Source organism: Corticimicrobacter populi (assembly GCF_003123725.1).
GTDB classification, from domain to species: Bacteria; Pseudomonadota; Gammaproteobacteria; order Burkholderiales; family Burkholderiaceae_B; genus Corticimicrobacter; species Corticimicrobacter populi.
The window spans coordinates 95,119-121,963 of sequence record NZ_QETA01000006.1 but is presented as its reverse complement, the minus strand read 5'-3'; the positions used below and the strand labels follow the sequence as shown (position 1 = coordinate 121,963).

At 62.2% G+C, this 26,845-nt stretch carries 21 protein-coding genes; 10 read left to right on the top strand and 11 right to left on the bottom strand.

Going from position 1 to position 26,845, the window contains the following annotated elements; translation table 11 throughout:
- Nucleotides 1-32 precede the first annotated feature (32 nt).
- The 6 genes from DD235_RS13590 to DD235_RS13565 form a co-directional block, all read right to left on the bottom strand.
- Entirely contained in the window at nucleotides 33-932 is a 900-nt protein-coding gene (locus DD235_RS13590) for an amino acid ABC transporter substrate-binding protein (RefSeq protein WP_109062644.1), read from the bottom strand.
- Between the two features lie 155 nt (nucleotides 933-1,087).
- Nucleotides 1,088-1,471 (bottom strand): alpha/beta hydrolase, encoded by a 384-nt coding sequence (locus tag DD235_RS17225; protein WP_338028420.1) that lies wholly within the window; start codon nucleotides 1,469-1,471, stop codon nucleotides 1,088-1,090.
- Nucleotides 1,472-1,969: 498 nt separating this feature from the next.
- Nucleotides 1,970-3,577 (bottom strand): DHA2 family efflux MFS transporter permease subunit, encoded by a 1,608-nt coding sequence (locus DD235_RS13580; protein ID WP_109062643.1) that lies wholly within the window; start codon nucleotides 3,575-3,577, stop codon nucleotides 1,970-1,972.
- Nucleotides 3,574-4,749 carry an HlyD/EmrA/EmrK family protein gene (locus tag DD235_RS13575; protein WP_109062754.1) on the bottom strand — a complete coding sequence of 392 codons (1,176 nt, stop codon included), beginning with the start codon at nucleotides 4,747-4,749 and terminating at the stop codon, nucleotides 3,574-3,576. Before DD235_RS13575 ends, DD235_RS13580 begins: the two co-directional genes overlap by 4 nt.
- 46 nt (nucleotides 4,750-4,795) lie before the next feature.
- Nucleotides 4,796-6,208 (bottom strand): efflux transporter outer membrane subunit, encoded by a 1,413-nt coding sequence (locus DD235_RS13570; protein ID WP_109062642.1) that lies wholly within the window; start codon nucleotides 6,206-6,208, stop codon nucleotides 4,796-4,798.
- Nucleotides 6,209-6,320: 112 nt separating this feature from the next.
- A complete protein-coding gene (locus DD235_RS13565) occupies nucleotides 6,321-6,815 on the bottom strand; it encodes a MarR family winged helix-turn-helix transcriptional regulator (RefSeq protein ID WP_420810471.1) in 495 nt (164 codons plus the stop codon).
- 156 nt (nucleotides 6,816-6,971) lie between these two features.
- Between DD235_RS13565 and DD235_RS13560 the strand changes: the two genes are divergently transcribed.
- Nucleotides 6,972-8,030 (top strand): 2,3-butanediol dehydrogenase, encoded by a 1,059-nt coding sequence (locus tag DD235_RS13560; RefSeq protein ID WP_109062640.1) that lies wholly within the window; start codon nucleotides 6,972-6,974, stop codon nucleotides 8,028-8,030.
- Between the two features lie 376 nt (nucleotides 8,031-8,406).
- A complete protein-coding gene (locus DD235_RS13555) occupies nucleotides 8,407-10,965 on the top strand; it encodes a tetratricopeptide repeat protein (protein ID WP_109062639.1) in 2,559 nt (852 codons plus the stop codon).
- A 140-nt stretch (nucleotides 10,966-11,105) separates the two neighbouring features.
- Here the strand turns inward: DD235_RS13555 and ssb are convergent, their stop codons facing one another.
- Nucleotides 11,106-11,630 carry a single-stranded DNA-binding protein gene (gene ssb, locus DD235_RS13550; protein WP_109062638.1) on the bottom strand — a complete coding sequence of 175 codons (525 nt, stop codon included), beginning with the start codon at nucleotides 11,628-11,630 and terminating at the stop codon, nucleotides 11,106-11,108.
- Nucleotides 11,631-11,837: 207 nt separating this feature from the next.
- Nucleotides 11,838-13,019 carry an MFS transporter gene (locus DD235_RS13545; protein WP_239990155.1) on the bottom strand — a complete coding sequence of 394 codons (1,182 nt, stop codon included), beginning with the start codon at nucleotides 13,017-13,019 and terminating at the stop codon, nucleotides 11,838-11,840.
- Nucleotides 13,020-13,105: 86 nt separating this feature from the next.
- Between DD235_RS13545 and DD235_RS13540 the strand changes: the two genes are divergently transcribed.
- Entirely contained in the window at nucleotides 13,106-16,147 is a 3,042-nt protein-coding gene (locus DD235_RS13540; RefSeq protein WP_109062637.1) for an excinuclease ABC subunit UvrA, read from the top strand.
- A 2-nt stretch (nucleotides 16,148-16,149) separates the two neighbouring features.
- Here DD235_RS13540 and DD235_RS13535 read toward each other — a convergent pair whose 3' ends face one another.
- Entirely contained in the window at nucleotides 16,150-16,896 is a 747-nt protein-coding gene (locus tag DD235_RS13535; RefSeq protein WP_162300502.1) for a tyrosine-protein phosphatase, read from the bottom strand.
- Between the two features lie 262 nt (nucleotides 16,897-17,158).
- Here DD235_RS13535 and DD235_RS13530 point away from each other — a divergent pair, with 262 nt between their 5' ends.
- The gene (locus DD235_RS13530) at nucleotides 17,159-17,974 is read left to right on the top strand and encodes a tellurite resistance TerB family protein (RefSeq protein WP_109062635.1); all 816 of its coding nucleotides are present in this window, start codon (nucleotides 17,159-17,161) and stop codon (nucleotides 17,972-17,974) included.
- A gap of 30 nt (nucleotides 17,975-18,004) precedes the next feature.
- Here DD235_RS13530 and DD235_RS13525 read toward each other — a convergent pair whose 3' ends face one another.
- Nucleotides 18,005-18,928, bottom strand: coding sequence for an Rpn family recombination-promoting nuclease/putative transposase (locus DD235_RS13525; RefSeq protein ID WP_109062634.1), 924 nt, complete (start codon nucleotides 18,926-18,928; stop codon nucleotides 18,005-18,007).
- A gap of 126 nt (nucleotides 18,929-19,054) precedes the next feature.
- Nucleotides 19,055-19,861, bottom strand: coding sequence for a methyltransferase domain-containing protein (locus DD235_RS13520; RefSeq protein WP_109062633.1), 807 nt, complete (start codon nucleotides 19,859-19,861; stop codon nucleotides 19,055-19,057).
- A 279-nt stretch (nucleotides 19,862-20,140) separates the two neighbouring features.
- Here DD235_RS13520 and DD235_RS13515 point away from each other — a divergent pair, with 279 nt between their 5' ends.
- The 6 genes from DD235_RS13515 (at nucleotide 20,141) to DD235_RS13490 (ending at nucleotide 26,845) form a co-directional block, all read left to right on the top strand.
- Nucleotides 20,141-21,199, top strand: a complete 1,059-nt coding sequence (locus tag DD235_RS13515) for an iron ABC transporter substrate-binding protein (protein ID WP_162300501.1) — start codon at nucleotides 20,141-20,143, stop codon at nucleotides 21,197-21,199.
- A gap of 1 nt (nucleotide 21,200) precedes the next feature.
- Nucleotides 21,201-22,295, top strand: a complete 1,095-nt coding sequence (locus DD235_RS13510) for a FecCD family ABC transporter permease (RefSeq protein ID WP_109062631.1) — start codon at nucleotides 21,201-21,203, stop codon at nucleotides 22,293-22,295.
- Nucleotides 22,292-23,086 (top strand): ABC transporter ATP-binding protein, encoded by a 795-nt coding sequence (locus DD235_RS13505; protein ID WP_109062630.1) that lies wholly within the window; start codon nucleotides 22,292-22,294, stop codon nucleotides 23,084-23,086. Before DD235_RS13510 ends, DD235_RS13505 begins: the two co-directional genes overlap by 4 nt.
- Nucleotides 23,083-25,230, top strand: a complete 2,148-nt coding sequence (locus tag DD235_RS13500; RefSeq protein WP_109062629.1) for a TonB-dependent receptor plug domain-containing protein — start codon at nucleotides 23,083-23,085, stop codon at nucleotides 25,228-25,230. Before DD235_RS13505 ends, DD235_RS13500 begins: the two co-directional genes overlap by 4 nt.
- Complete coding sequence (locus tag DD235_RS13495) at nucleotides 25,230-26,078, top strand: DUF364 domain-containing protein (RefSeq protein WP_109062628.1); 849 nt, start codon at nucleotides 25,230-25,232, stop codon at nucleotides 26,076-26,078. Before DD235_RS13500 ends, DD235_RS13495 begins: the two co-directional genes overlap by 1 nt.
- Nucleotides 26,079-26,176: 98 nt before the next feature.
- Entirely contained in the window at nucleotides 26,177-26,845 is a 669-nt protein-coding gene (locus tag DD235_RS13490; RefSeq protein WP_109062627.1) for a dienelactone hydrolase family protein, read from the top strand.

Here is a 26,845-nt window from a genome sequence, read left to right as displayed (position 1 = left end):
TGTACATCAGACAACCCAAGTCCGATACGCGATCATTCGATCACGTAGGCTTCCATGGGCTTGTCGTTGGGATTTTCCCAGGCTTGCTTGGTCGCTTCCGACAGTTGCAGACCAATGACCGTGCCTGCCGGCGGGGTCGGCTGCAGGAACCACTTGTCCCACAGGGCATTGAGGGTGCCGTCGGCAATCTGGCGCTCGATGCTCTTGTTGATGGCGGCCTTGAAGTTGTCGTCGTTCTTGCGCAGCATGCAGGCGATCGGCTCGACCGACAGGACTTCACCAACGATGCGGTAGTTGTCGGGGTTGCGCGACTTGGAGATGTTGGCGGCCAGGATCGAACCGTCCATCACGAATACATCGGCACGGCCGGTTTCGAGCAGCAGGAAGCTGTCGGCGTGGTCCTTGCCCATGACTTCGTTGAAGTTGACGCCTTCGGCACGCTTGTTGCGACGCAGGGTCTGCACCGAGGTGGTACCGGTGGTCACGGCCACGTTCTTGCCGGCCAGGTCGGCGACAGAGCTGATGCCGGAGTCGGCCTTGGTGGCCATGCGCACTTCTTCCACGTAAGTGGTGTGGGCGAAGTCCACATCTTTCTGGCGGGCCGTATTGTTGGTGGTGGAGCCGCACTCGAAGTCGACGCTGCCGTTGTTGATCAGCGGGATGCGATTCTGCGAGGTGATCGGCTGATACTTGATCTCAAGCTTTTCGAGGCCCAGATCCTTGCGCAGGTCCTCGATGATGTTTTCAGCCATTTCGGTATGGAAGCCGACGTATTTGCCATTACCCAGGGTGTAGCCCAGCCCGGACGATTCGCGCACGCCCAGGGTCACGGAGCCGCTGTCGCGGATCTTGGCGAGCGTATCGTTGGCTTGCGCCATGGCATTGCCGGCGGCCAGCGCCAGGACTGCTGCGGCCAGAATATGTTTTTTCATACGTTCGTTCTCCTTGGGAAAAACCGGATGGGGGCGACGCACGGTCAGCGCGTCGTGCAAGAATTATATTGTGACCTAAGTAACGACCTGCCACCATCAGGGAAATACCTACATGTCCCTGTTTTTTAAGTGCTTGCATTTTCAGGGACCGAACGCTAGAAAACAACCTCCTGAAGATGCCGTACCAGCAATGAACGCAGCACCGGCAGACACCCCGTGAAGAAATGCCCGACCCCCGGCACCACCACAACAGGATGCCCTTCTGGCCGGGCCCAGGCCAGTACGGCATCGAGCGGCACCTGACGATCCTGCTCGCCATGCACGACCAACGTATCGGGCAAACCATCGGGCGTTTCGTACGAACGCCCCGCTTCCACGGTGCCAAACGGCATGCCTGCCAGAAAGGTGCGCCATGCCGGCGTGCCCGCATCCGCCAGACGCCGTGCCAGCCGCGCCTGCACGAACGCGCCGAAGGAAAAGCCCACCAGCACCACGGGCAACCGGGCATGTCGACCTGCAGCAGTTGCAGCACGGCCCACATATCATCGGTTTCACCCTGCCCGGCATCATGCACACCGGCACTGCGTCCCACGCCACGAAAATTGGGCCGCACGGCCAGCCAGCCAGCGTCGCGCAAGGTGTGTGCCAGAAATTGCGGGATCTTGTGCCGGGCGTCTCCTCCCATCAGGGGCTGAGGGTGCGCCACCAGCGCCAGCCCCCGGAGCGGACCGGATGGCGCATCAAAGAGCGCCTCAATGGGGCCAATCGGCCCCGGCAACAACTGTGCGCCGCCCTGCTGCCACGACCATGCAGCCGTCATTGCAACGGCTCCCCGCTGCGCTGCCGATCCAGCCGTGTCGTAGCCGGACGATTGGAGGAATGATTCATTGGGCTGTGACCTGATCTAAACAAAGGAAGCCTTCATTCTAAACATGGCGGCGGCCACAGCGGGCCAGACTCTGCAGACCAGGTGGACTTATGCCCTGTCACGCCAGGCTCGAACACCGGCAGCGAACCCGCCCCGCAAGCAGTCTCCGTCAATGCGCCCCGCCAGCCGCCTCCGCCGCACCACCCGCCGGCCCAGAACGATTGGGTCGTGCCAGCCAGACCAGTGCCGTCAGCAACACGAAGATCACGGCCGACGCGTGAAAGATATCCAGCGCCGACAGCGTGAAGGCCTGTGTATTGAGCAATCCGTCGATGTAGCTCAGCGCCCGTGCCGGGTCCAGCGTCTGCCGCAGGGTCTCGAAGGCACTGTCGAAACCGGGGCTGCCGGGATGGGCCACCTCGCTCAGGCGGGCATGATGGAAGGCCGCCCGGTCATCCCACAGCGTGGTCGTGATCGAGGTGCCAAAGGCCCCTGCCGTCAGCCGCGCGAAATTGGACAACCCCGAGGCAGCCGGAATCCGCGCCGGATCAAGGCCGGACAGGCTGATGGCGGTCAGCGGCACGAAAAACGCAGCCATCGCGATCCCCTGGATCACCGTCGGCACGATCAGCGTCGCCATATCGGCCTGGGTATTGAAGCCCGAGCGCATATAGGACACCAGCGCAAAAACCAGGAACGCGAACGTCACCAGGCGACGCGGGTCCTGGCTGGCCAGCAGGCGTCCGACCACCGGTGTGAGCAGAATGGCGAACAACCCGACCGGTGCCGTCACCCAGCCCGCATCGGTCGCGGTATAGCCCATGAAGCGCTGCAACCATAAAGGCATCAGCACCACGTTGGCAAAGAACACCCCGTAGGCCACCGCCAGCGTCAGCACTCCGATGGTGAAATTGCGCCCCAGGAACAGCCTCAAGTCTACGATGGGATGGGCCTCGGTCAGTTCCCAGATGAGGAAGAACACGAACGCCACCACCGACACCACGGCCAGCGTCACGATCACCGGGCTGGAGAACCAGTCCAGTTCCTGCCCCTTGTCGAGCATGACCTGCAACGCGCCGACCCAGACCACCAGCAACGCCAGCCCCATGCGATCGATCGGGATGTGGCGCGTGGGCGATTCACGATCCTTGTAGATGCGCCAACTGAACCAGGCTGCGAGCAGCCCCACCGGCACGTTGATGTAGAAAATCCAGGGCCAGGTGTAGGTATCCGAAATCCAGCCACCCAGCAACGGACCGGCCACCGGGGCCACCAGGGTGGTCATGGCCCAGATCGCCAGCGCCATGCCCGATTTTTCGCGAGGAAAACTGGCCAGCATCAGGGTCTGGGACAGCGGAATCATCGGCCCGGCCACCGCCCCCTGCAGGACCCGGAACACGACCAGCGCCTCCAGCGATGACGCAAAACCGCACAGCCACGAGGTCAGCACGAACAGCAACGTGGACATCAGGAACAGCCGCACCTGCCCGAAGCGCTGCGTCAGCCAGCCCGTCAGTGGCACGGTAATGGCATTGGCCACGCCGAACGACGTGATCACCCAGGTGCCCTGGCTGCTGCTGACCCCCAGGTCGCCCGCAATGGTCGGGATCGAGACATTGGCGATGGACGTATCCAGCACGTTCATGAACACCGCCGTCGACAATGCGATCGAGCCAATGATGCGGGCCGCCCCCTCAAGCGGCGGATGAGGCGCCGGCGCGGCAGCCGGAGCCGCGCCGGTTGCCGCATCCTGCCGTTCGGCAGTCGTGCCGCTCATGACGCCAGGTTCTCGCGGATGATGGTGTCGATCAGCGCATCGGCCACGTCCTGGTCCAGCGTCAGGGCATCGGTCTGCAGGCCCGCCACGGCAGGGACTGCGTGACCTTCATCGCCCACGTCCACTTCCACCGTCATCGACAGGCCGATCCGCAGCGGATGCTCGGCCAGCTCGGTCGGGTCCAGCCGGATACGCACCGGTACGCGCTGCACCACCTTGATCCAGTTGCCGGTGGCATTTTGTGCCGGCAGCAGCGCAAACGCACTGCCGGTACCGGCATCCAGACCGCTCACCACACCGTGATAGCGCACACGGTCGCCATGCAGATCGGACACCAGCGTCACCGGCTGGCCGACACGCATATTGCGCAACTGGTTTTCCTTGAAATTGGCCTCGACCCAGAGCTGATCCAGCGCCACCACGCTCATCAGCGCTGCCCCCGGTGCCACCCGCTGGCCGACCTGAACACTGCGACGCGCCACCATGCCATCGACCGGTGCCGGCAAGGCCGTCCGCTCACGCGCCAGCCAGGCCTCGCGCAACTGTGCGGCGGCCCGTTGCACATCCGGATGATGTGCCACATCGGTGCCACGCGTCAGCGCCTGGTTGGTTTCCAGCATGGCCTGAGCGGCTTCCAGCGCTGCCTGCGCCTGGGCGGCCTGCGACTGCGCCGAGCGCAGCGCGGTCTGCGCATGCTGCAGTTCTTCGCCGCTGACACCACCAGTGCGTGCCAGCTTCTGGCGTCGATCCAGATCAGTCCGTGCCCGGGCCAGATCCGCCTGTACCCGCTGCAGGTCAGCTTCGCGCGCCGACACATCGGCCTGCAGGGCCTCATTCTGAACATAACGCGTACGGGTCTGGCGCACCGCCTGCGCCAGTTGTGCCCGCGCCTGCGCCAGCGCCGCCTCGGCATCGGCCGGGTCGAGTTGCACCAGCGGCTGGCCGGCCTTCACCCACTCGGTATCGTCGGCAGCAATAGCTACCACCGTACCGGCCACCTGGGGCGTGATCTGCACCAGATTGCCATGTATATAGGCATCGTCCGTGGACTCGAAATGCGAGCTGTAGATCCACCACCACAGGCCATAGCCCACGGCCAGCAGCACAAAAACGGCGGTCGCCAGCAACAACAGCCGACGACGCGAAGCGGGAACGGAAATTTTTGAAGTCATGATCAATACACTATCCAGATATCTTTGAAAGCAGGGCGGGCCCGCATCAGAAAGCAGTCTGCGCGGGCTCGGCATAGCCGCCACCCAGCGCCGTCATCAGGCCGGCATCGAGCTTCCAGGCACGCGCCGCCAGCGCGGTATCGCGGCGCGTCTGCTCCAGCACGCCGGCCTGAGCCGACAACACCGTCAGGTAATCGCCCAGGCCCGCGGCATAGCGGTCGCGTGCCAACGCATAGGCCGCATCCAGAGCCAGCCGGGCGTCGCGCTGGTGCCGGGCTTCATCGGCCACCAGCCGCAGGCTGTCGAGCGCATCGGCGACTTCGCGCACGCCCCCCAGCACGGCCTGGTTGTAGCCCGCCACGGCCTCATCACGCTGCGCCCTCCGCGCATCCAGATCGGCATTCAGGCGTCCGCCCTCGAACAGCGGCAGGCTGATGGCTGGCGTCACCCCGGCCATGCGGCTGCCTTGATCGAACAGCGTGGCCGTATTGAGCGTCAGCAAGCCGGCAAACGCCGCCAGGCTCACATTGGGATAGAACGCCGCCTTGGCCGCCTGTACCTCGGCCCCCGCCGCCTCGGCCTGCCAGCGCGCCGCCACGATGTCGGGGCGCCGCCCCAGCAACGCCAGCGGCACCTCGGCGGGCCGCGCCTGCGCCGGCATCTGCAGGGTCGCCGGCTCAAGCGACAGCGCCGTATCCGGCCCGGCCCCCTGCAAGGCCGCCAACTGGTGTCGGAAGCGGGCAATGTCGTTTTCAACCTGGCTGGTCTGCACACGCACTTCCGCACGCTGCGCTTCGGCCTGCCGCACCTCGACCTGTGTATCCAGCCCGGCCTCGTAACGGGCCTGCGTCAGGCTCAGCACATCATCGGCCCGCGCCAGTGACTGTGCCAGGACATGCTGCTGCGCCCAGGCATTCTGCAGATCGGCATAGCCCTGTACCACCGCCAGCACCAGCACATTGCGCGCCCACTGCACATTGGCCTGCGCCGCTTCTGCGCTGGACCGGGCGGCATCCAGGCCGCTGCGGTACTTGCCCCACAGGTCCAGCTCGTAGCGAGCATCCAGCGCCAGACGCGCATCACTGCCCACGGAGCCGCCCAGCGGTTCGGGATAGACATAGTGCTCGCTGTAGTGCTGGCGCGTGAGCGTGCCATTGGCTTCGACTGTCGGCAGCAACGCAGCTCCCGCCCGCCCGACGGCAGCCTGTGCCTGACGCAGGCGTGCTTCGGCCGCCACCATATCGGGGCTACCCGCCAGGGCCGCCTCGACCAGCCGATCAAGCTGCGCATCGCCATAGCGCTGCCACCAGCGGGCAGCGGGCCATTCCATGGCCGTAGCGGCAGCATGCAGCCCTACCGCCTGCGGTGCAATCTGCTGCGCCTCGGGCACGCCATCGCGCATGGGCGCACATCCTGCCAGCACCGCAGCGCTGGCGATAGAGACAATCAAACGATTCATTCTGACAATAAGCTTAAAAACATTGCCTGATCTGTATCTGCCTAGGCAGCAAACAGGATCAAAAAAGCGCAGGCAGACTGCCTGCGCACCGATTGCGCCGACTGGCGCGCGTTCACGCTCGTGGTTGCGCGCCGTTGACCAGCATGCGTTGCAGGTATGCCCGCAATGCCGTCACTTCCTCAGCCTTGAAATCACGCAAGTGATGATCCAGCATCCGGCCCAACACGGCCGGACACTGCGCCGCCACCTCGCGGCCCGCATCCGTCAGCTCCAGCCGCACCACGCGCCGATCGTCCTGGCTGCGCTCCCGGCGCAGCAAGCCTTTGCCTTCGAGCCGGTCGAGCGTACGGGTCATGGCACCGGTATCCACATCCAGCACCCGGGCCAGTTCTGCCGCCGTATCGGCCTTGCCGCTGTAGACCATCATCAGCGGACGCCACTGCATCGCCGTCAGATCCAGCGGCACCATGTCGCGCTCGATGATGCGGCTCATGGACACCAGCACGCACTTGATCAGGAAGCCGATACTGTCCTCGGACGTGCAACTGACCGGGTCACGCAGGGAATGCGCCAGGGCGCGGGAATTGGAACGCTTCATGGGCTGGATTATTAACTGCCTAGGCAATCATTGTCAAGGCAGATGCCATATCCCTGACTTACACACTCTGTTACCATCATCTTAATAGGTCGCCGCCCTCCGGCTACCCCGCCCCTCGATGGCAGCGGCCGATTCAGATCATCAACCCCTGAACAGGAGTGCCCCATGAAAGCAGCCCGCTGGCACAAGGCCCGAGACATCCGCATCGAAGACATCCCCGAACCCACCGTCGGCCCCGGCCAGGTCAAGATCAAGGTCGCCTGGACCGGCATCTGTGGCAGCGACCTGCACGAATACGTGGCCGGCCCGATTTTCGTACCCGTCGGTACACCGCACCCGATCAGCCAGGACGTGGCCCCCATCGTGCTGGGCCATGAGTTCTCCGGCGAAGTCACCGCCATCGGCGAAGGCGTCACCCGCGTCAAGCCCGGCGACCGCGTAGTGGTCGAACCCATCCTCTCCTGCGGCCACTGCGACGCCTGCAACCACGGCAAGTACAACCTGTGCGACCAGTTGGGCTTTCACGGCCTGTCGGGCGGCGGCGGCGGCTTCTCCAGCTACACCGTGGTCAAGGAACGCATGGTGCACCGCATGCCCGAAGGCCTGTCGTTCGAGCAGGGCGCGCTGGTCGAGCCCGCCGCCGTGGCACTGCACGCCGTGCGCCTGAGCACCCTCAAAGCCGGCGGCACCGCTGCCGTGTTCGGTGCCGGCCCCATCGGTCTGTTGCTGGTCGAAGCCCTGCGCGCCGCCGGTGCCGCCGCCATCCACGTGGTCGAAATCTCGCCAGAACGCGCCGCCAAGGCCCGCGAACTGGGTGCCACCACCACCATCAATCCGCTGGAACAGGACCCGGTCGCTCGCATCCGCGAACTCACCCCCGGCGGCGTGGACGTGGCTTTCGAAGTGACGGGCGTATCCAAGGTGCTGCAACAATGCGTGGACTCGACCCGCTACGAGGGTGAAACCATCGTGGTCTCGATCTGGGAAGGCGAAGCCGCACTGCACCCGAATGCCGTGGTGCTGAAAGAGCGGACGCTGAAAGGAACGATCGCCTACCGGGATGTGTTCCCGGCGGTGATGGACCTGATGACGCGTGGATTCTTCCAGGCAGATCGGCTGGTGACCAAGCGGATCGGGCTGGAGGATATCGTGGCGGAAGGGTTTGAGACGCTGGTGAAGGAGAAGCAGCAGGTGAAGATTTTGGTCAAGCCTGTGGGGGAATGATTGGTTAGCTGAGTATGGCTGCGGGGGCTTGGGCTCTCGTGGCTGTTTTCGGCCATCAAGAGACGTTCTACTGTTCTTGAACACCGCCAGATGAGCGTCCACTATGCTCCGGAACCTGCAGGAAGGGTAATTCCGGCCTCTCGGCCGAAACGGCAGTTTAAGCGAGCATAGTTAGATGCCCGGTCTCGATCTATAAGCGGCCGAGAATGCACTGAACAGTTTCTCTTTTCCCAAGGCAATCTCTTTATTCCAACCCTATAAGCCCTCTTCAGCACTTGCCATCGGCATTAATACCGTGTAATTTTCCGTCACTCTCAATCCATAATAATCCGTGTCACACACACGGAAGAAAAAGGCTTGGCAACCAGGATTTCCTATGAAAATCTTCCTTTCTCATAGTTCCAGCGACAAAGACATCGTTAGTAACGTCTACAGGGAGCTTGGTCCCGGGATCTGCCATTATGACGTTGCCACTTTTGATCCGTGTGGGTTCTTGCCAGATCAGATTTACTCTGCACTGAACGAGTCGACCCATTTTATCCTCTTCGCATCAGAAAGAGCTCTTGCTTCAGAGTGGGTAGGCGGTGAACTTAAGGTCGCTTTCATTAACTGGATGCGCAATCGGATAGCGACTGCCATGGTTTTTTTACTGAGAGGTGGACAACGCTCGGCGGTGCCTGATTGGCTGCAAAACTACGTAATAACAGAGCACCCATCACCTGCTCATATTGCCTGCCGCATTTTGAGCGAATACGACAATTGGCAAAACAAAGAAGCTCCTTCGGCTCCTTTTTACAGAGCTGACGAACTTAAAGCGATCGAAAAGGCATTAACGGTCGAAGCTGCAAAGATGCCGGCCTGCTTGTTGATTTCCGGGCCTGATGGAATGGGACGTAAAGACCTGATCAATCAGCTATTTAGCAGACAGTTCAGAAATATTCCCTCGCGGAAGATGTTAATCTATACGGAGAGTTTTGAGTCTGATGTTGATCTCTTCAAGTCCATTAAGGGGCTCGTAGGCCTTACGACAGCAAGAGATCTCGCGGCCTCAATGGAAGATTATGGAAAAAAACCACTAAATCAGCGCATATGTGAGCTAGCGGACCTCATTATCTCTACTTGCGGCAGTGGGCAGGTATTGGTTGTTGAAGCTGCCGATTCAATCCTAAATGACTCCGGAGAACTAAACACTTGGGTCCAGAAACTTATTGAAGCAATGCCTTCTGGTTCTTATCCACTCATCAACATAGTTACAGGCAGAAAGCCGAATTTCATCAATTCATCTGTTTCGGAAAAGACCGCCACCTGCCACCTTGAACCCATGCCTGAAGACGAGTCGTCTTTATTGTTTGCTTGGTGGATTTCAAATCTTGGCGTCGTCCTTCCTTCCTATACCGCGGAAATCGTTCTGGAACAAGTGTCAGGCAACCCGGCACTCATAGCCTCAGCCGCACGTCTTCTCAAGACCCTCCCTGATACATCTGATATGAAAAGCATCAGAAAGTATGTATTTTCTGATCTTGAAAGAAACGCGTCGAAGCTTGTGCGGAGCATTGCGGACGATAGCATCTCAAAATTGATACTTACCTTCGTCGCCGATTGCGGGCATATCGCTGCATCAGACATTTTTGAGACGCTTTCTCAAGTAATGCAGTGCCAAAGGGAGGAAATACGAAACGCATATATACTACTACAATCTTACGGACTTCTTCAAACAGACGCCACGTCGGTGAAAGTTCCAAATTTTCTTAGCAGAACCGCACGGGCCTTTGGTAAAACGCCTCCTACCGATTCCGATTTGAGGCGTTGCTGGATCGCACTGACGGCGTCGGTCGAGCGTATTTCCTTCGACACCGAAACCAATATCGCTCTTCTCAATGAAGCATGCATGCTAAAGCTCAAAGAGGGAACAAATTTTATTCCGGGAATTGAGAGTCTCATTCTTCCCTCTCAATGCCTGCGGACCGCTAAACGTCTTTATGATAGCAACGCATACGACAAGGCATACCAACTCTGCGTGCGTGCGTATCAGAGCCGCCTTGCCCTGACAGATGACGGAGCTATTGAAGCGCTGAGGTATCGCGGCATGTCGGCAGCGCGCCTAAATAAGCAAGATCTGATGGCGGAAACACTGGCCCTTTTTTCGGAGTATGGAGGGAACAAACGGGCAAAGCGTATTTCAGAGTTCGTCCGCGGATTTAACTCTCGATTAGCAGGACAATTCGATGATGCGTTAAAGCACATGGAGTACGCCCTAGAACTGAGAGGAGATGATGACATTCATATTCTCCGCGAACTTGCCTATTTGTATCTAGCGACAAACCATCCGGATAAAGCGAAAACATTTATCACTAAAGCCAAGTCTAGGGCAAAAAATAACTCATATATCACGGAGCTGCAGGTTCTAATTGAACTGGCCTTCGGAAAAGGCTACGTCATCCATAATGCGACCTCCATCCAGGGATTGATTGATGAACTTGAAAACATGGGTGTCTCAATAGGGGGGGTATCCGCATTCCGCTCGAAAGTACGGTACTTGTTCACTAGAGGCGATGTTTCGGAAGCGCGAACTGCTTTCAATTCCAGTCCTAAGTGGGGGCAAGGAATTTCTTCTGTCGGCAGCCGTCTACTAGAAGCTCAGATTCTAATGGCGGAGAAAAGGTTTCAGGATGCTTTCAATATCCTGGTCGGTCTAAGGAAGCGCGTGCTTTCATCAGCGGAATCGCAGCGTCGTTCAACGTTGCCTCTAATTGTTGAACTCCTGATCCAAGCGGCTAGCGGAATCTCTATCTCCAGTGGGGTCTCGGAGTTTGCGCAAAACCGCAAGTACATGCCGAAGAAAGTGGAGATGAAGACCAAAGAGGAGCTGAAGGAGCAAGCTGCTTTTTCCAGGTATCAACTATCAGCCAATGAACGGACAGTTTTGGAGCAATAATATCGGGTCTGTCAGAGATTTCGTGTTTAAGGCATAACATACACTCAAGGATTATGCCTCACAAGACGAAAACCCCGCCGCTGGTATTGCCGGCAATACCAGCCGAACTGCTTGAACAGTTCGGCAACGACTCGAGGGTCCTAGAACGGAATATCGTCATCCATATCAGCCAAACTGGCCGCACCGCCCCCAGCAGGCGCTGACGGTGCCGCAGCCGGCGCAGGCCGCTGCGCGGGTGCCGGACGGCTGCGCGGTGCCGGTGCGCTGTCGCCATAGCCGCCATCATCGTAGCCGCCACCGCTGCTGCCGCCACTATTGCCACCACCTTCACGCCCGCCCAGCATCTGCATCTGGTCGGCCACGATTTCGGTCGCGTAACGATCCTGGCCGGTGTCCTTGTCCTGCCACTTGCGGGTCTTGAGGCGGCCTTCCACGTACACCGAGCGACCCTTGCGCAGGTACTCGCCGGCGATCTCGGCCAGGCGGTTGTAGAACACCACGCGGTGCCATTCGGTTTCTTCGCGACGCTCGCCGCTGTTCTTGTCTTTCCACTGCGAGGAGGTCGCGATGGTCACGTTGCAGATGGCAGCGCCATCCGGGGTGTAGCGGATCTCGGGATCGCGTCCCAGGTTGCCGACGATGATGACTTTATTGACCGATGCCATGCCGATCTCCCTTCCAAATTCAGGCAATTGAACAATGCCGCATTATCGACGATCCCGCAGGGTTCGACAGCCACAATGCGTAAATAAGTCGCACCACAAAACTCGTACCGCCCGCGACGATGTGGCAGACGGGCCTTGCGGATACAACGGATTGCCGCGCCAGCGGCTCAAACCGGCGATGCCGCTTTCAAGCGTTCGGCGCGACTTTTATGCCACCCGGCACGGCACCCGCGCCAGGACCAGCCAGACCAGTGCCAGTCCGCTACAGGACCAGAATACCGCTACACTGCCCGACGCGGCCAGCAGGCGACCGCCCAGCAGCCCCCCCAGGAACAGGCCCAGTGCCTGCGCGGTATTGTAGATGCCCAGCGCCAGCCCTTTCAGCTCGGGCGGTGCCAGGCGCGATACCAGCGAAGGCTGCAACGCTTCCAGGATATTGAAGGCCACGAAGAACACCATCAACGCCGCCACCAGCGCCGCAAAGTGCGCGCCAGCCAGTGCCATGCCGGCGCAGGCCAGCACCAGCACCAGCACGGCCAAGCGCAGCATCTCGGGCTGGCGGCCACGCTTTTCGGCAACGATGATGGAGGGCACCATGCCGACGAATGACACCAGGATCACCGGCAGGTAGACTTTCCACAGTTCGGATGCCGCCAGTTCGCCATAGCGGACCAGCAGGCCCGGCACGGCAACGAACAGCGCCACCTGGATCAGGTGCAGCACAAATACGCCCAGATTGAGCCGCAGCAGGCCGCCATGGCGGAACACGCCGCCCACGGCCCCCTGCACGGCAGGTGTCATCTGGCGCGGCACCACCGGCACCCGGAAGGCCGCCACCAGCAGCGAAGCCACGCCCAGTATGGCGATCAGCCAGAACAGGCCCGACAGGCCGGCCCAGCCCACCACCAGCGGTGCCAGCACCAGAGAAATCGAAAACGACATGCCGATCGACATGCCGACCAGTGCCATGGCGCGTGTGCGCACCTCGTCGCGGGTGGCATCGGCCAGCCAGGCAGTGATGGCGGCGGAAATCGCGCCTGCACCCTGGATGGCACGCCCCAGCGTGATCCAGAACAGGTCATCGGCCAGCGCACAGACCACGCTGCCGACAATGAACAGCAGCAGCCCGGCCAGCACCACCGGCTTGCGCCCCCAGCGGTCGGAAGCCAGCCCGAAGGGAATCTGCATGACAGCCTGGGTCAGGCCATAGATGCCCAGCGCCAGCCCCACGCGAGCCGGGTCGTTGCCGCCCGGCAGGCCGTGTACCGCCACCGCGAACACCGGAAACAGCAAAAACAGGCCCAGCATGCGACAGGCATACAGGCTGGCCAGCGCCACGCTGATCCGACGTTCGGCGGGCGTCATGGTATTGGCTTGGGGAGTCGGCATGAATCTAGTCTGAAGGTTTACCCCGCAAAAACCGGGGCAGCTTGCTATAGTACCAAGTTACCCCCAAAAAACGCCACAGGCGGTCTATGCAAGCCATCAGAATCCGGGGTGCTCGCACCCACAACCTGAAGAACCTGACGCTGGACCTGCCGCGCCACAAGCTGGTCGTGCTGACCGGCCTGTCCGGCTCGGGCAAGTCTTCGCTGGCCTTCGACACGCTCTACGCCGAGGGGCAGCGCCGCTATGTGGAAAGCCTGTCGGCCTACGCGCGCCAGTTCCTGCAACTGATGGACAAGCCCGACGTGGATCTGATCGAAGGGCTGTCGCCGGCCATCGCCATCGAACAGAAAAGCGCCGGCCACAATCCTCGCTCGACCGTCGGCACCATTACCGAGATCCACGACTACCTGCGCCTGCTCTATGCGCGGGTCGGCACGCCCTACTGCCCCGACCACCACCTGCCACTGTCGGCGCAAAGCGTAAGCCAGATTACCGATGCCATCCTGGCCTGGCCCGAAGGCACCCGCCTGGCGCTCCTGGCACCGCTGGCGCGCGGTCGCAAAGGCAGCTTCGAGAACGACATCGCCGGCCTGCAGGCGCAGGGTTACGTGCGCCTGCGGATCGATGGCACGATGACCGAGATCGACAACCTGCCGCCGCTCGACCCCGCCACCCGCCACGATGTGGACGTGGTGATCGACCGCCTGCGCGTGCGTCCCGACAGCCGCCAGCGACTGGCCGAGAGCATCGAGACGGCGCTGACCCTGGCCGATGGCCGCATCATTGCGCTCGACCTCGACAGCGAGCGCGAGCACCTGTTCTCCAGCCGCTATGCCTGTCCGGCGTGCAGCTACAGCCTGTCCGAGCTTGAGCCGCGCCTGTTCAGCTTCAACAATCCGGCAGGTGCCTGCCCCTGCTGCGACGGCATGGGCGTGGTGGACTATTTCGATCCGGGCAAGGTGGTGGCGTTTCCCGAACTGAGCCTGCCGGCTGGTGCGATCCGCGGCTGGGACCGCCGCAACGCCTTTGCTCATACCATGTTGATGAGCCTCGCACGGCACTATGGCTTCGACCTGGACCTGCCGTTCGGCGAGCTGCCGGAGGCAGTACGGCAGGTCATCCTGCACGGTTCGGGTGACGAGGAAATCGAATTCACCTACCTGGGCGACAAGGGCCGCCATCAGGTCAAGCGCCATGTCTTCGAAGGCATCCTGCCCAATCTGGCACGGCGCTGGCAGGAGACCGATTCCGGCACGGTACGCGAAGAACTGTCCAAATACCGCAGCACCCGCGCCTGCCCCGAGTGCCACGGCTCGCGCCTGCGCCGCGAGGCGCGACACGTGCTGCTGGGCAGCGCGGTCGCTGATACCACGCCAGACGCTGCCCAGGCGACAGCGTCGGCATCTGCCGCAAACTCGACATCGACGCCAGCCTCAGCAACTGCGCCTGTAACCGGCCACCAGCACGGAGAGGTGCCCACACGCCCGCACGGCAGCATGGCGATCTACGAGGTCGAGGCCCTGCCGCTGTCCGACTGCCTGCTCTGGTTCGAACAGCTCAGTCTGGGCGGTGCACGCCAGGAAGTCGCCAGCCGCATCGTCCAGGAAATCGCCGCGCGGCTGCGTTTTCTCAACGATGTGGGGCTGAATTACCTGTCGCTGGACCGCAGTGCCGACACCATCTCGGGCGGCGAGGCGCAGCGCATCCGGCTGGCCAGCCAGATCGGCTCGGGCCTGACCGGGGTCATGTATGTGCTGGATGAGCCTTCCATCGGCCTGCACCAGCGCGACAACGACCGCCTGATCGCCACGTTGCGCCACCTGCGCGACCTGGGCAACAGCGTGATCGTGGTCGAGCACGACGAAGACATGGTGCGCGCCGCCGACTGGGTGGTCGATATGGGCCCCGGCGCGGGCGAACATGGCGGCCAGGTCATCGCTGCCGGTACGCCGGCGCAGATCGAAGCCGATCCGGCATCGATTACCGGCCAGTATCTGAGCGGCTCCCGCAAGATCGCCGTGCCCAAGCGTCGCCCTGTTGACCCAGCCACATTGCCCGATGCGGCGCAGTGTCCTGCCGTACTCACCGCCCCCGGCGACCAGGGCGATCCGCAGATCCAGCCTGCGCTGGCCGAAGGCTGGCTGTCGCTGACCGGCTGCAGCGGCAACAATCTGCGCAACGTGGATCTGCACCTGCCCATCGGACGCATGATCTGCGTGACCGGAGTGTCAGGCTCGGGCAAGTCCACGCTGGTCAACGACACGCTGGCCGCAATTGCCGCCCGCGAACTGCAGCGGGCACACAGTGTGCCTGCGCCCTTTACCGCCATCCACGGACTGACGCAATTCGACAAAGTCATTGACATCGACCAGAGCCCGATCGGCCGCACGCCGCGCAGCAACCCGGCCACCTATACCGGCCTGTTCACGCCGATCCGCGAGCTGTTCGCCGGCGTACCCGAGGCACGCGTGCGCGGCTACGATCCTGGGCGTTTTTCCTTCAACGTCAAGGGCGGGCGCTGCGAGGCCTGCCAGGGCGATGGCGTGATCAAGGTGGAAATGCATTTCCTGCCCGACATGTACGTGCCCTGCGATGTCTGCCACGGCCTGCGCTACAACCGCGAGACCCTGGAAATCCGCTATCGCGGCCGCAACATCAGCGAAGTGCTGGACCTGACGGTGGAACAGGCACTGGAGTATTTCTCGGCCGTCCCGGCGGTGGCCCGCAAGCTGCAGACCCTGGCCGACGTAGGCCTGTCCTACCTGCGGCTGGGCCAGAGCGCCACCACGCTGTCGGGCGGCGAGGCGCAACGCGTCAAGCTGTCGCTGGAGCTGTCACGCCGCAGCACCGGCCGCACGCTGTTCATCCTGGATGAGCCGACCACCGGCCTGCACTTTCACGATATCGAGTTGCTGCTCGGGGTACTCAACCAGTTGGTCGAAGCAGGCAATACCGTGGTGATCATCGAACACAACCTCGATGTGATCAAGACGGCCGACTGGCTGGTGGACATGGGACCGGAAGGCGGCGGTGGTGGCGGTCGGGTCGTGGCACAAGGCACGCCGGAAGATATCGCCCGCCACCCGGACAGCCATACGGGGGCCTATCTGGCGCGATATCTGGACTGATTTCAGTCCAGCAGCCGCCCCTGCAGTGCCTGGCGATCCCTGTCCCCGACGCCAATGTACTGCAGGTATCCCTCGACGCTACCGTGGCGCGCCTCAAGGTAGTCCAGCGTAGCGGACATGGTTTGCGGCTTGCAGGCTAGCAGGGGTTCGATCACGGCGGCATTCATGCCTTCGCCATAGCAGGCGGCGACCATCTGCGACATGCGGAAGGCCATCAGGCTTTCCGTCAGCGCATAATCCTGCACGATGACCTGTTTCTCCACACCCGCCAGCGCCAGCAGCAGGCCGGCCACCAGCCCCGTACGGTCCTTGCCGGCAGAACAGTGAAACAGCACCAGCCCCGGATCGGCACGGCTGATGGTAGTCAGCACCTGGGCAAAGGCATCGCCGCACGTTTCCAGTGCCTTGGTGTACAGCACGAACAGCATGTCCGTATCGGCATCACCGGCTGGCCAGCTTCGGGGAATGATGCCCTCGAACACCGGGATGCGATGCTGCACCACCGGGTCCTGGGAGGTAAAAGGATCCGGTGCCCGCGCCGCTTCCGAGGCTTCGCGCAGGTCTATCACCATCGCCAGCCCGGCATCCAGCAACTGGCGCTTGCCGGTCTCGTCCATTTCGTACAGGCTATCGGCGCGCAACAGGCGACGCCACTGTGTCTGTCCCTGGTCGGCCGGATAGCCTCCCAGGTCGCGGACGTTGCAGGTGCCGGGAATTGCGATATGGCGGTCGGGGCTGGGCGTATTCATGATGTATGGGTCGCACCTATGGAGATCGCACGCAAGGCCGTGCATCGGAACCCAAGCATAGCCCAAGCCCATGACATGCAAAAAATACCCCCACGCTTGTCGCTACGCCCCGGCGCTGCCCCCCAAGGGGGTGTTTTTTGGCTTGGGGCGACCCGGCGACAAGAAAATGCATGCCGGATACAGCCTGCAAGCATTTTGCAGTGAACCATTTTCCTGCTGTACAGTCTGAATCCTGATACCAATCTGACAAGGAACTGAAAGCATGTCGATCCAAGCCATCCTGCAACAACTGCTCCAGTCCGGACAGGGCCTGGCCAAAGACGTCGCTTCCTCGACCGGCCTCGGTCAGCAACAGCAGCAGCAAAACACCGGGCAGGGCAAATCCCTGCTGGGCGGCTTCACCGGCGGCGCACTCACGGGAGGCGCGCTGGGACTGCTGCTCGGCAACAAAAAATTCCGCAAGATGGGTGGCAAGGTCGCCGCATATGGTGGCATGGCCGCACTCGGGGCCGTGGCCTACCGGGCCTACCAGGACTGGCAAAGCAAGCCCAGCGGTCAGGCCGCCCCGGCACAGCCCCAGCCCTATGGGTCACACGCCCCGCAGCCCTCCCACGCTGCCGGCAACCAGACCAGCGCCTTTGCCTATCCTGCCACCATGCCCGCACCGGCACAGTTGCCGGTGACCTCGCAGGCCTACGCCCAGTTGCCTGCCCTCGAGATCGAACGCCACAGCCGCAACGTGCTGGCCGCCATGATTGCCGCCGCCAAGGCTGACGGTCACATCGGCGCGGAAGAGCAACAACTGCTCGATGCCGAATTCCAGAAACTGCAGGGTTCACCGCAGGACCAGCAGTGGATCGCTACGCAACTGGCCGGCCCGGCCGATCCAGCTGCCATTGCACGCCTGGCCGCCACACCCGAGCAGGGCGCTGAAATCTACCTCGCCAGCCTGCTGATCACGGATGCAGACAGCTTCATGGAGCGCGCCTATCTGGATGAACTGGCCCGCCAGCTCAGCCTGGCTCCGGATCTCAAGCTGCACCTGGAGAACACTGCCCAGGCTCATGTAGCAGCCTGATCCGCTGTTCCGAGGAAGAAGAACAACAGATCAAGAAGCCGGATCGAAGACATCTTCGATCCGGTTTGCATCCAGCACATTGAGCGTCCATTGCTGCAAGTCCGTCAGATCTGCGGCAGCCATGCGATCCTGTATCGGGGCCGGGATATGGCCGAACTTGCGCAACAGTAATTGATTGAGTGTCGTGACGGCATTTCCCCGACGACCTTGTTCCAATCCCGCCTGCTCTCCCTGGCGGGTTGCGCGCTTGAGTGCGGTACGTTCATCGAGCATGGCAATATCATGCTGCAGTGCCGCCCAGCGCAGTTTTTCATCGGCAGACAGGGTCTGCAGGTGTTGCAGGGTTTCCTGCACAGGGGGATGGGTGATCTGCTTCATGGCGGCCTCGTCCAGGTTGTGCAGCAGGCAGGCGATCCAGGCGCGCAGTTCGGGCGGCAGGTCGCCCAGTCGTTCAGCCTTGGGCAGTTCCATTATATGCAGTTGCAGGGCTTCCTTGAAGCAGACGGCAGGCGTCTGTTCATCGCGCAGGGCCAGACGCCAGAGGGCCTGATGTGGATACTCCGGGAACAGGTCATGAGCCAGCAGGCTGATGCCGATCACCGGGCGCAAACCTTCATAATCCTGCCCGGCTTGTAGTTGCTCCGATAAACCGCGTGCCAGGTAATACACATTCCGTTCCGGCCAGGGCTCTTCACGCCGTACCTGCATCTCGATGATGAATACGGCGTTGGTGGCATCGCGTACCAGGATATCCATGACGATACGCTTGCCATTGGCGTGGCGCGGCAGGATATCGGGATTGAGTATCTTGACGACGGCAATTGGCGTGGGCCACTGCAGAACGGCATTGATCAGATCCGACAGCAGGTGCAAGTGTCGGCTGAAGAGTGCTTTGGACACCAGGTCATTCGTCAGGCGCAGGCCGGGCGCGGACGCAACGTGATCGGATGGCATCTCGGCAACTCCCTGTCTGTGTGGCAACACAGGCAATCTACCGGATTGCTATCTCATTGAAAATTGGACAAATTTGTCACACAGAGGGGCTGCATTTCATTGCACGCCCCTCATGAAACAAGCCCGTCAGGCAGCCAGCGTACCCGCCGGCTCCCAGGAAATCAGGGCCCAGCAGATGTCCCCGCCACCACGCCGGGCACGTTCCGGATCGGCACCATACCATTCGGCCAGGCGAGCCTGCTCGTCGGCGTTCAATTCGCCAAACGACCAGGCCACCTTGTCGATGAACTCCTGGGCATCACGGGTACCGGCCAGCCGGCCCGGAAACGTCAGATAATCTACACGCGGATGAATCCCCATGCCGTGCAGGATATTGACGATATAAACATAGTCGGGAAAGGCCCGCACCTGCCGGCCCAGCAGCTCGGCAATCGCCGCATCGCCAAAATGCCCGCCGACCAGGTGGGTCATGTAGCAGCGCAAGCGCGCATGCGATGTCATCTTGTGCAGCGCATCCGCCATGTCCGGCACCAGGCTGGAGCGTGATGCGACTGCAATATCGCAGACCGGCACGCCTTCCCAGTCATCCGTCCAGGAACGCAATAGCGGCGTGACATTGTCCAGGCCTGCCGCCCTGGCATTGTCGGTCAGGCACTCCAGCATGCCCGGGCTGTAATCCAGCCCGTATACCGCTTCCAGCCGACCCGCCAGCGGCACACCGATGGTGCCGGGGCCACAGCCTATATCCAGCAACGTGGCTGCGCCCGACAGGTCCATGCGGGCCAGGAATGCCTTGGCGTAATCACCCTGCATCATCTTGGCTCCGGCCGAGCGGGCGCGCTCATCCCACACGCTGGCGGGTTTTTCCGGGCGGTCGCTGCGGCGCATGTGCTCGCGATACATTTCGGCAAAATCGAGGTCGTGGATGATCATGTCTGGGTAATCCTGCTGCGCGGGTTCGATATCTTGAATGATGACTGCCGTACACGACAGTCTACTGTCTGGTTATATACGGCAGGACATAACAATACATCCGATCTACCCTTCAAGTCTGCCCACGGGCCATGATCCGTTGCGGAATTTGCGGTCGGTCAAACTCGACAAGTACTCACCCTCCCTCTACACTCGCCGCCTTGGTTATATATACAGATATATAACGCTTGATGAACATCATGCCTGTGGATGCACGGGCAACAGACGCAGCACACCACGATGCACCGACGATCTTTCCTGTCCGCCGCAGCCAGCGGCCTGCTGTTGCAGACTTTTGCCCCGCGGCTGCTGGCCGCCCCGGTCGAACCGCTGATTGCCGTCCAGTTCGGTCAGTTCCCTCCCGGCGATCAGGTACGTCGGATCGCCAGCGCCGGCCCCCTGGCCGATGTCATGCTGATCTCTCTGGTGCCGGACAAGCTGCTCGGCATCTCGACCCACAACATCCCGGAATCACGCAAGAAATTCTTTCCGGAGTCGGTGCGCCATCTGCCCAATACCGGCCGACTCGCGGGCCGGGGCACCACCTTCCCGATGGAGTCATTGCTGGCCTTGCAGCCGGACCTGATCCTCGACCTGGGCAATACCAGCGATACCTATACGTCCACGGCAGAACGTGTCTTCCAGCAGACAGGCATCCCCTATCTGGTGATGAGCGGGCGCCTGGACGCCTCGGGCGAGCAGTTGCGCACGCTGGGCGAAATGCTCGGTGCCGCCGAGCGCGGACAGACACTGGGTCGTTTTGCCGACCGCATACTGGCAGATGCCCGTCGCCTGCGCGAGCAGACAGCGGCACACCCTGTACGCGTGTTTTTCGGGCGCAGCGCCGATGGGCTGGAGACCGGGCTGTCCGGCTCCATCCATGCCGAGGTCATCGACACGGTAGGCGGCTACAACGTCGCGGCTGCAGCCGGCAAGGAGCTGCTGGCCCGTGTGTCCATGGAACAGTTGATCCAGTGGGATCCCGACGTCATCCTGACCCAGGATGCCAACTATTTCGAGCGGCTGCGCCACGATCCTCTCTGGAAAGACCTGCGTGCCGTCCAGACAGGTCGCATCTATCTCGCGCCCACCATGCCGTTCGGCTGGCTGGATCATCCTCCCGGCATCAACCGCCTGCTGGGCATCCTCTGGTGCACGCATGTTTTCCATCCCGAAGTCCTGCCACTGGCGCGTTATGAGGCAGCCGTGGCCGAGTATTTCGAACTGTTCTACGGCTACCGTCTGGCCCCAGGTGAACTGGCGACCCTCGACCATCGCGCCGCCCTGACAGGCGGCTGAGATGACGGCACCGTCTTCTTCTACCGGCGATCCGGCTGCCAGCCGGACAGCCTCCTCCACTGCGCCTGCCCGCTCTGGACCGGCCACAGAGCGCTCATCCCGCCTGCCTGCAACCTTGCTGCCGGCACTGTGCGTGCTGATCGTGTTCAGTGCCTTTTTCGTGGGCCAGTTTCCGCTGGGCCTGGACGATTTCCTGACGTCGGCCCGCCACTGGTTCCTGGAGGGCGGACAGGCCGCCCCCAACGCCGTCGACAAAGTGCTCTGGCAGATCCGCCTGCCACGCATCCTGGCGGGCGTGTTTGTCGGTGCCAGCCTGTCGGTAGCCGGTGCCGCCTACCAGGGCATGTTCCGCAATCCACTGGTCTCGCCCGACATCCTCGGCATCACGGCGGGCGCGGGCTTGGGAGCCATGCTGGCCATCTACCTCGGCCAGCCGGTGATCGTGATCCAGTTGGCCGCCTTCTGCAGCGGCCTGCTGACGGTCGGCCTGGTCTGCCTGGTATCACAGGCGGCACGGTTCCACAGCCCGACACTGGCACTGGTGCTGTCGGGCATCGCCATCGGTGCCCTGTGCGGTGCCGGCATTTCACTGGCCAAGATCCTCGCCGATCCCTACCGCGACCTGCCCAGCATGACCTTCTGGATGCTGGGCGCGCTCAATTCCGTCACGCTCGACGACCTGCTGCCGACCCTGCCGGTCATGCTGGCCGGCATGCTGCCCCTGGCCCTGTTGCGCTGGCGCATGAACCTGCTCAGCCTGGACGATGAGGAAGCCCAGGCCCTGGGCGTCAACGTGCGCCGGACCCGCCTGCTTTTCATCCTCTCGGCAACCCTGATGACCTCCGCCTCGGTCGCCATCACCGGCATCATCGGCTGGGTCGGACTGGTCATCCCGCACATCGCCAGGCTCTGGGTCGGCCCGGATTTTCGTCGTCTGCTGCCGGCCAGCCTGTGCCTGGGTGCCGGATTCCTGGTGCTGACCGATACCGTGGCGCGCACCCTGTTTCCCATCGAGGTGCCGCTGGGCATCATCACAGCCTGCATCGGTGCGCCCTTTTTCCTGGGTCTGCTGATCCGTACCGGAGACCGGCGATGAGCCTGCTCGCCCTGCGTGCCGTTTCGGTGGGTTATGGCACACGCACCGTCCTGTCCGATATCGATCTGCTGCTGGAGCCGCAGACTGTGCTCTGTCTGCTGGGGGCCAACGGCTGCGGCAAAACCACGCTGCTGAAGACCATCCTGGGGCTGATTCCAGCCTCATACGGCGAAATCCGTATCGAAGGCCGTCCGCAGGCGGACTGGTCGCGCACCGCCCTGGCACGCCGCATCGGCTATGTGCCCCAAGCGCACCACGGTGTCTTTCCCTTTACGGTCGAACAGGTCGTGCTGATGGGCCGCACCGCCCACCTGCCCTGGCACGCCACGCCCCGCACTGCGGATATCGACATAGCCCGACACAGCCTCGAGCTGCTCGGTATCGACCACCTGCACCACCGCAACTACATGCATCTCAGCGGCGGTGAACGCCAGCTCGTGATGATCGCCCGGGCACTGGCCCAGGAACCGGCCTTGCTGGTCATGGACGAACCGACTTCCAGCCTGGATTTCGGCAACCAGATCCGCGTGCTCGAACACATCGATCAATTGCGCGCCCAGGGCCTGTCCATCCTGCTGACCACGCACCAGCCCGAGCAGGCTGCCCGCCTGGCTGACCGGCTGGTCCTGCTGCATCAGGGCCACATCCTGGCCCAGGGCATGCCTGGCGACGTCCTGACCCCGGCCCATCTCGCCCGGATATACGGGCTGACCGAACACACCGTGACAGCCCACCTCCCGCATCTTTTCCCGTCTGCTCCGGCAGACGTCCGTCACCGAGAAGCACCATGACAATACGCTACTACCCACTTTCCTCGACACGATATCGCCCGGCCTGTCTGACCGCACTGGCGAGTGCCCTGCTCTGCCTGGGCGTACAGCCTGCGCTGGCCAACAACACGGCCACCGGCAACCAGAACGTCTTTACCCTGGGCACGATTGCCGTGCAGGGCGCACGCCAGACCGAAGCCGAGAAGGCCGAAACGGTCGTGGACCGCGAGACCATCGACCTGCTGGAGAAAAAAGATGTCGGCACCGCCCTCTCACTTGCGCCGGGCGTGTTCTACAACCGGCCGCAGGGTGGGCGCTATGAGTCCAATGTGATCGTCCGCGGCTATGACCTGCGCTCGGTGCCGATCTTTGTCGACGGCATCCCCGTCTATATCCCGTACGACGGCTATTCCGACCTGGGCCGTTTCACGACCGCCGATATTTCCGAGATCAACGTCGCCAAGGGCTACAGCTCGGTCATGTACGGGCACAACACCCTGGGCGGTGCCATCAACATCGTCTCGCTGCGGCCTCAGTCTGAACTCGACGCCAGCGCCATCGTGGGCACGGCCACCGGCAACGTATCAGAAGCAGCCGTCAACGTCGGCACCCGCCAGGAGAACTGGTATTTGCAGGCTGGCCTCTCGCACTACGAGCAAAAGTACACCCGACTGGCGGAAAACTTCGTCGGCACCGATGCGCGCGGCAACGAGGTCGATTCGGACAAATACAACTACCGCACCCGCGACCGTCGCGGCAGCCTGCGCTTGGGCTACACACCCAACGCCACCGATGAATACGTGGTGAGCTATTCCAAACAGGAAGCCGTGAAACTGCCCGGCCAGACCGGCAGCAATGGCTTCGTCCCGACCGTCTGGGCGTGGCCAAAATGGGACCGCGAGACAGTTTCCTTCGTGTCCAACACGCGTTTCCTCGACAACAAGTTCTATATCAAGCCACGCGTCTACTACGACAAGTTCGACAACACGATGGACTGGTGGCGCGGCATGCCGCAAGGCAGTCACTACCGCGACAAGGCATTCGGCGCATCGCTGGAACTGGGCACGGAGATCATCGAGAACCATCTGCTCAAGGCCATGATCAGCTACAAGGATGAAGAACACCGGTCATTCAACACGGACATCCATAGTGGCGCAACCCTGCCCAACACCGATGAAAAGGTCACGCAGGAATTCTTCTCTGTCGCGCTGGAGGATACCTGGACAATTTCCAACCACTGGGAAACGCAAATCGGCGCGCTCTATACCCGTCGCAAATCCGATGCCAGCGATGTCGGCATCAACACCCAGAACCTGATTAACCAGTACCCGGCCGCCGGTTCAATGCTCAACCCCAGCATAGACACCATCGATCCGCAGGCGGCCCTGTTCTACAAGCCTGACGAAGATCACACCTGGCGTGCCAGCATCGCCCGCAAGACCCGCTTCCCGTCGTTCAAGCAAGCCTACTCGAACTACGCCGCAGGCAGCACCGCACGCTGCCCGAGCGGCGCAACGACCTGCACGCCCGGCAGCTCCGTACCCTCCATGACGCTGCAGAACCCTGGCCTGGCACCCGAAAAAGCCATGCATTACGAGCTGGGCTACGCAGGCAGGCCGTTGCCTGACCTCTACATGGACGCCAGCGTGTACTACAGCGAGTCGAAAGACGCCTTCGGCCGGACCGACCGCGACTTCGTCACCTTCCCCGGCTACGCCGTGTCGCAGAACGTCAACCTAGACGGCAAGACCGAACGCAAGGGCCTGGACCTGAGCCTGAATTACACATTCGCCCCGCGCCTGAGCGTCGGCCTGAACTACAGCTACCTGCACATCCGCAACAAGGATGACTCCAGCTACCGGTTCACCGACATGCCCGAACATTTCGGCATCGCCTATGCCGACATTCGCGCCACCGAATGGCTGACGGTCACGCCCTCGATCGAGTATCGCGGCAGCAGCTATTACGACACCAAGGGCGAGGACAAGAACCCCGGCTACGCCATCACCAACCTGAAGTTCTCCGTCACGCCCCCGGCCTGGAAAAACGCCACCTTCAGCATCGGCGTCGAAAACCTGTTCAACAAGGATTACCGTGCCTTCGATGATGAATACGCCAGCCCGGGCCGCAGCTTCTTTGCCAATCTGCGGGTGAGCTACAACTGATGCCCACCGCCCCCGTCCCGCACGCCCTGCTGACCGACCTGCGCGACACCCTCGTCGAGGCCCTGGGCGACACCCTCGACACCCTGCTGATCGAGCGTGTCGTGGTCGGTCTGTTCTTCTCCGGCGTCAAACTCGGCAATGGTGCCTGCGGCCTCAGCGCCACGCCGATCAAGAGCATCCCCGCTGCCGTCTGCTGCCCCAGCTCGGCACTGGCACTACCCAGCCCCGGCAAGCTGCGCGGACGCCCGGCCGCCGACCTGCTGGACGACCTGACCAGCAAGCAGGACATGCGCCGCGCCCTGGCCATCGCTACACTCAATGCGCTGGTCGAAACGCTCTGGCAGCGCGATGGAGCACCCGCTACCCAGGCCGTCACGGACGGCGACACCTTCGAGGGCATGGACATCCGTCCGAATGACCGCGTAGTGCTGGTGGGTGCCTTCGCCCCCTATATGCGGGAACTGCGCAAGCGGCAAATCGACTACCGGGTACTGGAACTGGATATTTCCACACTCAAGGAAGTCGAACTGCCTCACTATGCACACCCCGACACCGCACCCGAGGTCATCCCCTGGGGTACGGTGCTGGCCGTGACCGGTACCACCCTGATCAACGGCACACTGGACGCCCTGCTAACCCATGTCAGGCCCGGCATGAAAGTCGCCGTAATCGGCCCAACCGCCCCACTGCTGGTCACGCCGTTTGCTCAGCGCGGCGTGACCCACATCGGCGGTGCCCGGGTGCGCGATCCGGATGTGCTGCTCGATATCCTGGCAGAAGGAGGCTCGGGCTATCACTTCTTCGGTTCGCTGGTGGAGCGGCTGACACTGCATGCCGGCAGGCCCTGACATTGCCCGCTTCCTGACTGTCATCCAGGCGCGGTTGTGCCGCGCCCGGGTCTGGCACACAATAGGCGTCTGCCCTGACACCCTAAAGGAGAAGACACATGTCCCAGGCCAACCTGACATTCAAGCGCCCCGATGGATCCGACTGCCCGGCCTACCAGGCGTCGCTGCCCGGAGGCCGCAGGGGGGTCGTCGTCTTGCAGGAGTGGTGGGGGCTGAACGAGCAGATCTGCAGCGTGGCGGATCGCCTGGCGGCAGCCGGCTATCAGGCCCTGGCCCCCGACCTCTATCATGGCCGTGTTGCCCAGGATGCCGATGAGGCCAGCCATCTGATGGATGGCCTGGATTTTGCCGGCGCAACGTTCGAGGACATTCGCGGTGCCGTTGCCCATCTGCGCGAGCAGGGCTGCGAGACCGTCGCGGTGATCGGATTTTGCATGGGCGGCGCGCTCACCATTGCCAGTGCCGCCCATCTGCCGGAAGTCAATGCTGCCGTCTGTTTCTATGGCATCCCGCCGAAGGAAGTGGCCGATCCCGCACAGATCCGCATTCCCTTCCAGGCACACTTCGCCAGCCGCGACCACTGGTGCACGCCGGCAGCCGTGGATGCGCTGGAGGCTGCCATGCGCGATGCCGGCCAGTCACCGGAGATCCATCGCTACGAGGGCGAGCATGCCTTCTTCAACAAGCTGCGGCCCGAAGTCTACGACCCCGAGGCCAGCGAACTGGCCTGGAAGCGCACACTGGATTTCCTGCTCAAGCACCTGTAG

Bases quoted from the DNA above. Each gene is read 5' to 3' on its own strand.
- DD235_RS13500 (WP_109062629.1), top strand. From the start codon at position 23,083: ATGACAATACGCTACTACCCACTTTCCTCGACACGATATCGCCCGGCC.
- DD235_RS13515 (WP_162300501.1), top strand. From the start codon at position 20,141: ATGCACCGACGATCTTTCCTGTCCGCCGCAGCCAGCGGCCTGCTGTTG.
- DD235_RS13575 (WP_109062754.1), bottom strand. From the start codon at position 4,749: ATGACTTCAAAAATTTCCGTTCCCGCTTCGCGTCGTCGGCTGTTGTTG.
- DD235_RS13525 (WP_109062634.1), bottom strand. From the start codon at position 18,928: ATGCCATCCGATCACGTTGCGTCCGCGCCCGGCCTGCGCCTGACGAAT.
- DD235_RS13560 (WP_109062640.1), top strand. From the start codon at position 6,972: ATGAAAGCAGCCCGCTGGCACAAGGCCCGAGACATCCGCATCGAAGAC.
- DD235_RS13545 (WP_239990155.1), bottom strand. From the start codon at position 13,019: ATGCCGACTCCCCAAGCCAATACCATGACGCCCGCCGAACGTCGGATC.
- DD235_RS13530 (WP_109062635.1), top strand. From the start codon at position 17,159: ATGTCGATCCAAGCCATCCTGCAACAACTGCTCCAGTCCGGACAGGGC.
- DD235_RS13570 (WP_109062642.1), bottom strand. From the start codon at position 6,208: ATGAATCGTTTGATTGTCTCTATCGCCAGCGCTGCGGTGCTGGCAGGA.
- DD235_RS13535 (WP_162300502.1), bottom strand. From the start codon at position 16,896: ATGAATACGCCCAGCCCCGACCGCCATATCGCAATTCCCGGCACCTGC.
- DD235_RS13580 (WP_109062643.1), bottom strand. From the start codon at position 3,577: ATGAGCGGCACGACTGCCGAACGGCAGGATGCGGCAACCGGCGCGGCT.
- DD235_RS13520 (WP_109062633.1), bottom strand. From the start codon at position 19,861: ATGATCATCCACGACCTCGATTTTGCCGAAATGTATCGCGAGCACATG.
- DD235_RS13590 (WP_109062644.1), bottom strand. From the start codon at position 932: ATGAAAAAACATATTCTGGCCGCAGCAGTCCTGGCGCTGGCCGCCGGC.
- ssb (WP_109062638.1), bottom strand. From the start codon at position 11,630: ATGGCATCGGTCAATAAAGTCATCATCGTCGGCAACCTGGGACGCGAT.
- DD235_RS13495 (WP_109062628.1), top strand. From the start codon at position 25,230: ATGCCCACCGCCCCCGTCCCGCACGCCCTGCTGACCGACCTGCGCGAC.
- DD235_RS13540 (WP_109062637.1), top strand. From the start codon at position 13,106: ATGCAAGCCATCAGAATCCGGGGTGCTCGCACCCACAACCTGAAGAAC.
- DD235_RS13505 (WP_109062630.1), top strand. From the start codon at position 22,292: ATGAGCCTGCTCGCCCTGCGTGCCGTTTCGGTGGGTTATGGCACACGC.
- DD235_RS13490 (WP_109062627.1), top strand. From the start codon at position 26,177: ATGTCCCAGGCCAACCTGACATTCAAGCGCCCCGATGGATCCGACTGC.
- DD235_RS13510 (WP_109062631.1), top strand. From the start codon at position 21,201: ATGACGGCACCGTCTTCTTCTACCGGCGATCCGGCTGCCAGCCGGACA.
- DD235_RS13555 (WP_109062639.1), top strand. From the start codon at position 8,407: ATGAAAATCTTCCTTTCTCATAGTTCCAGCGACAAAGACATCGTTAGT.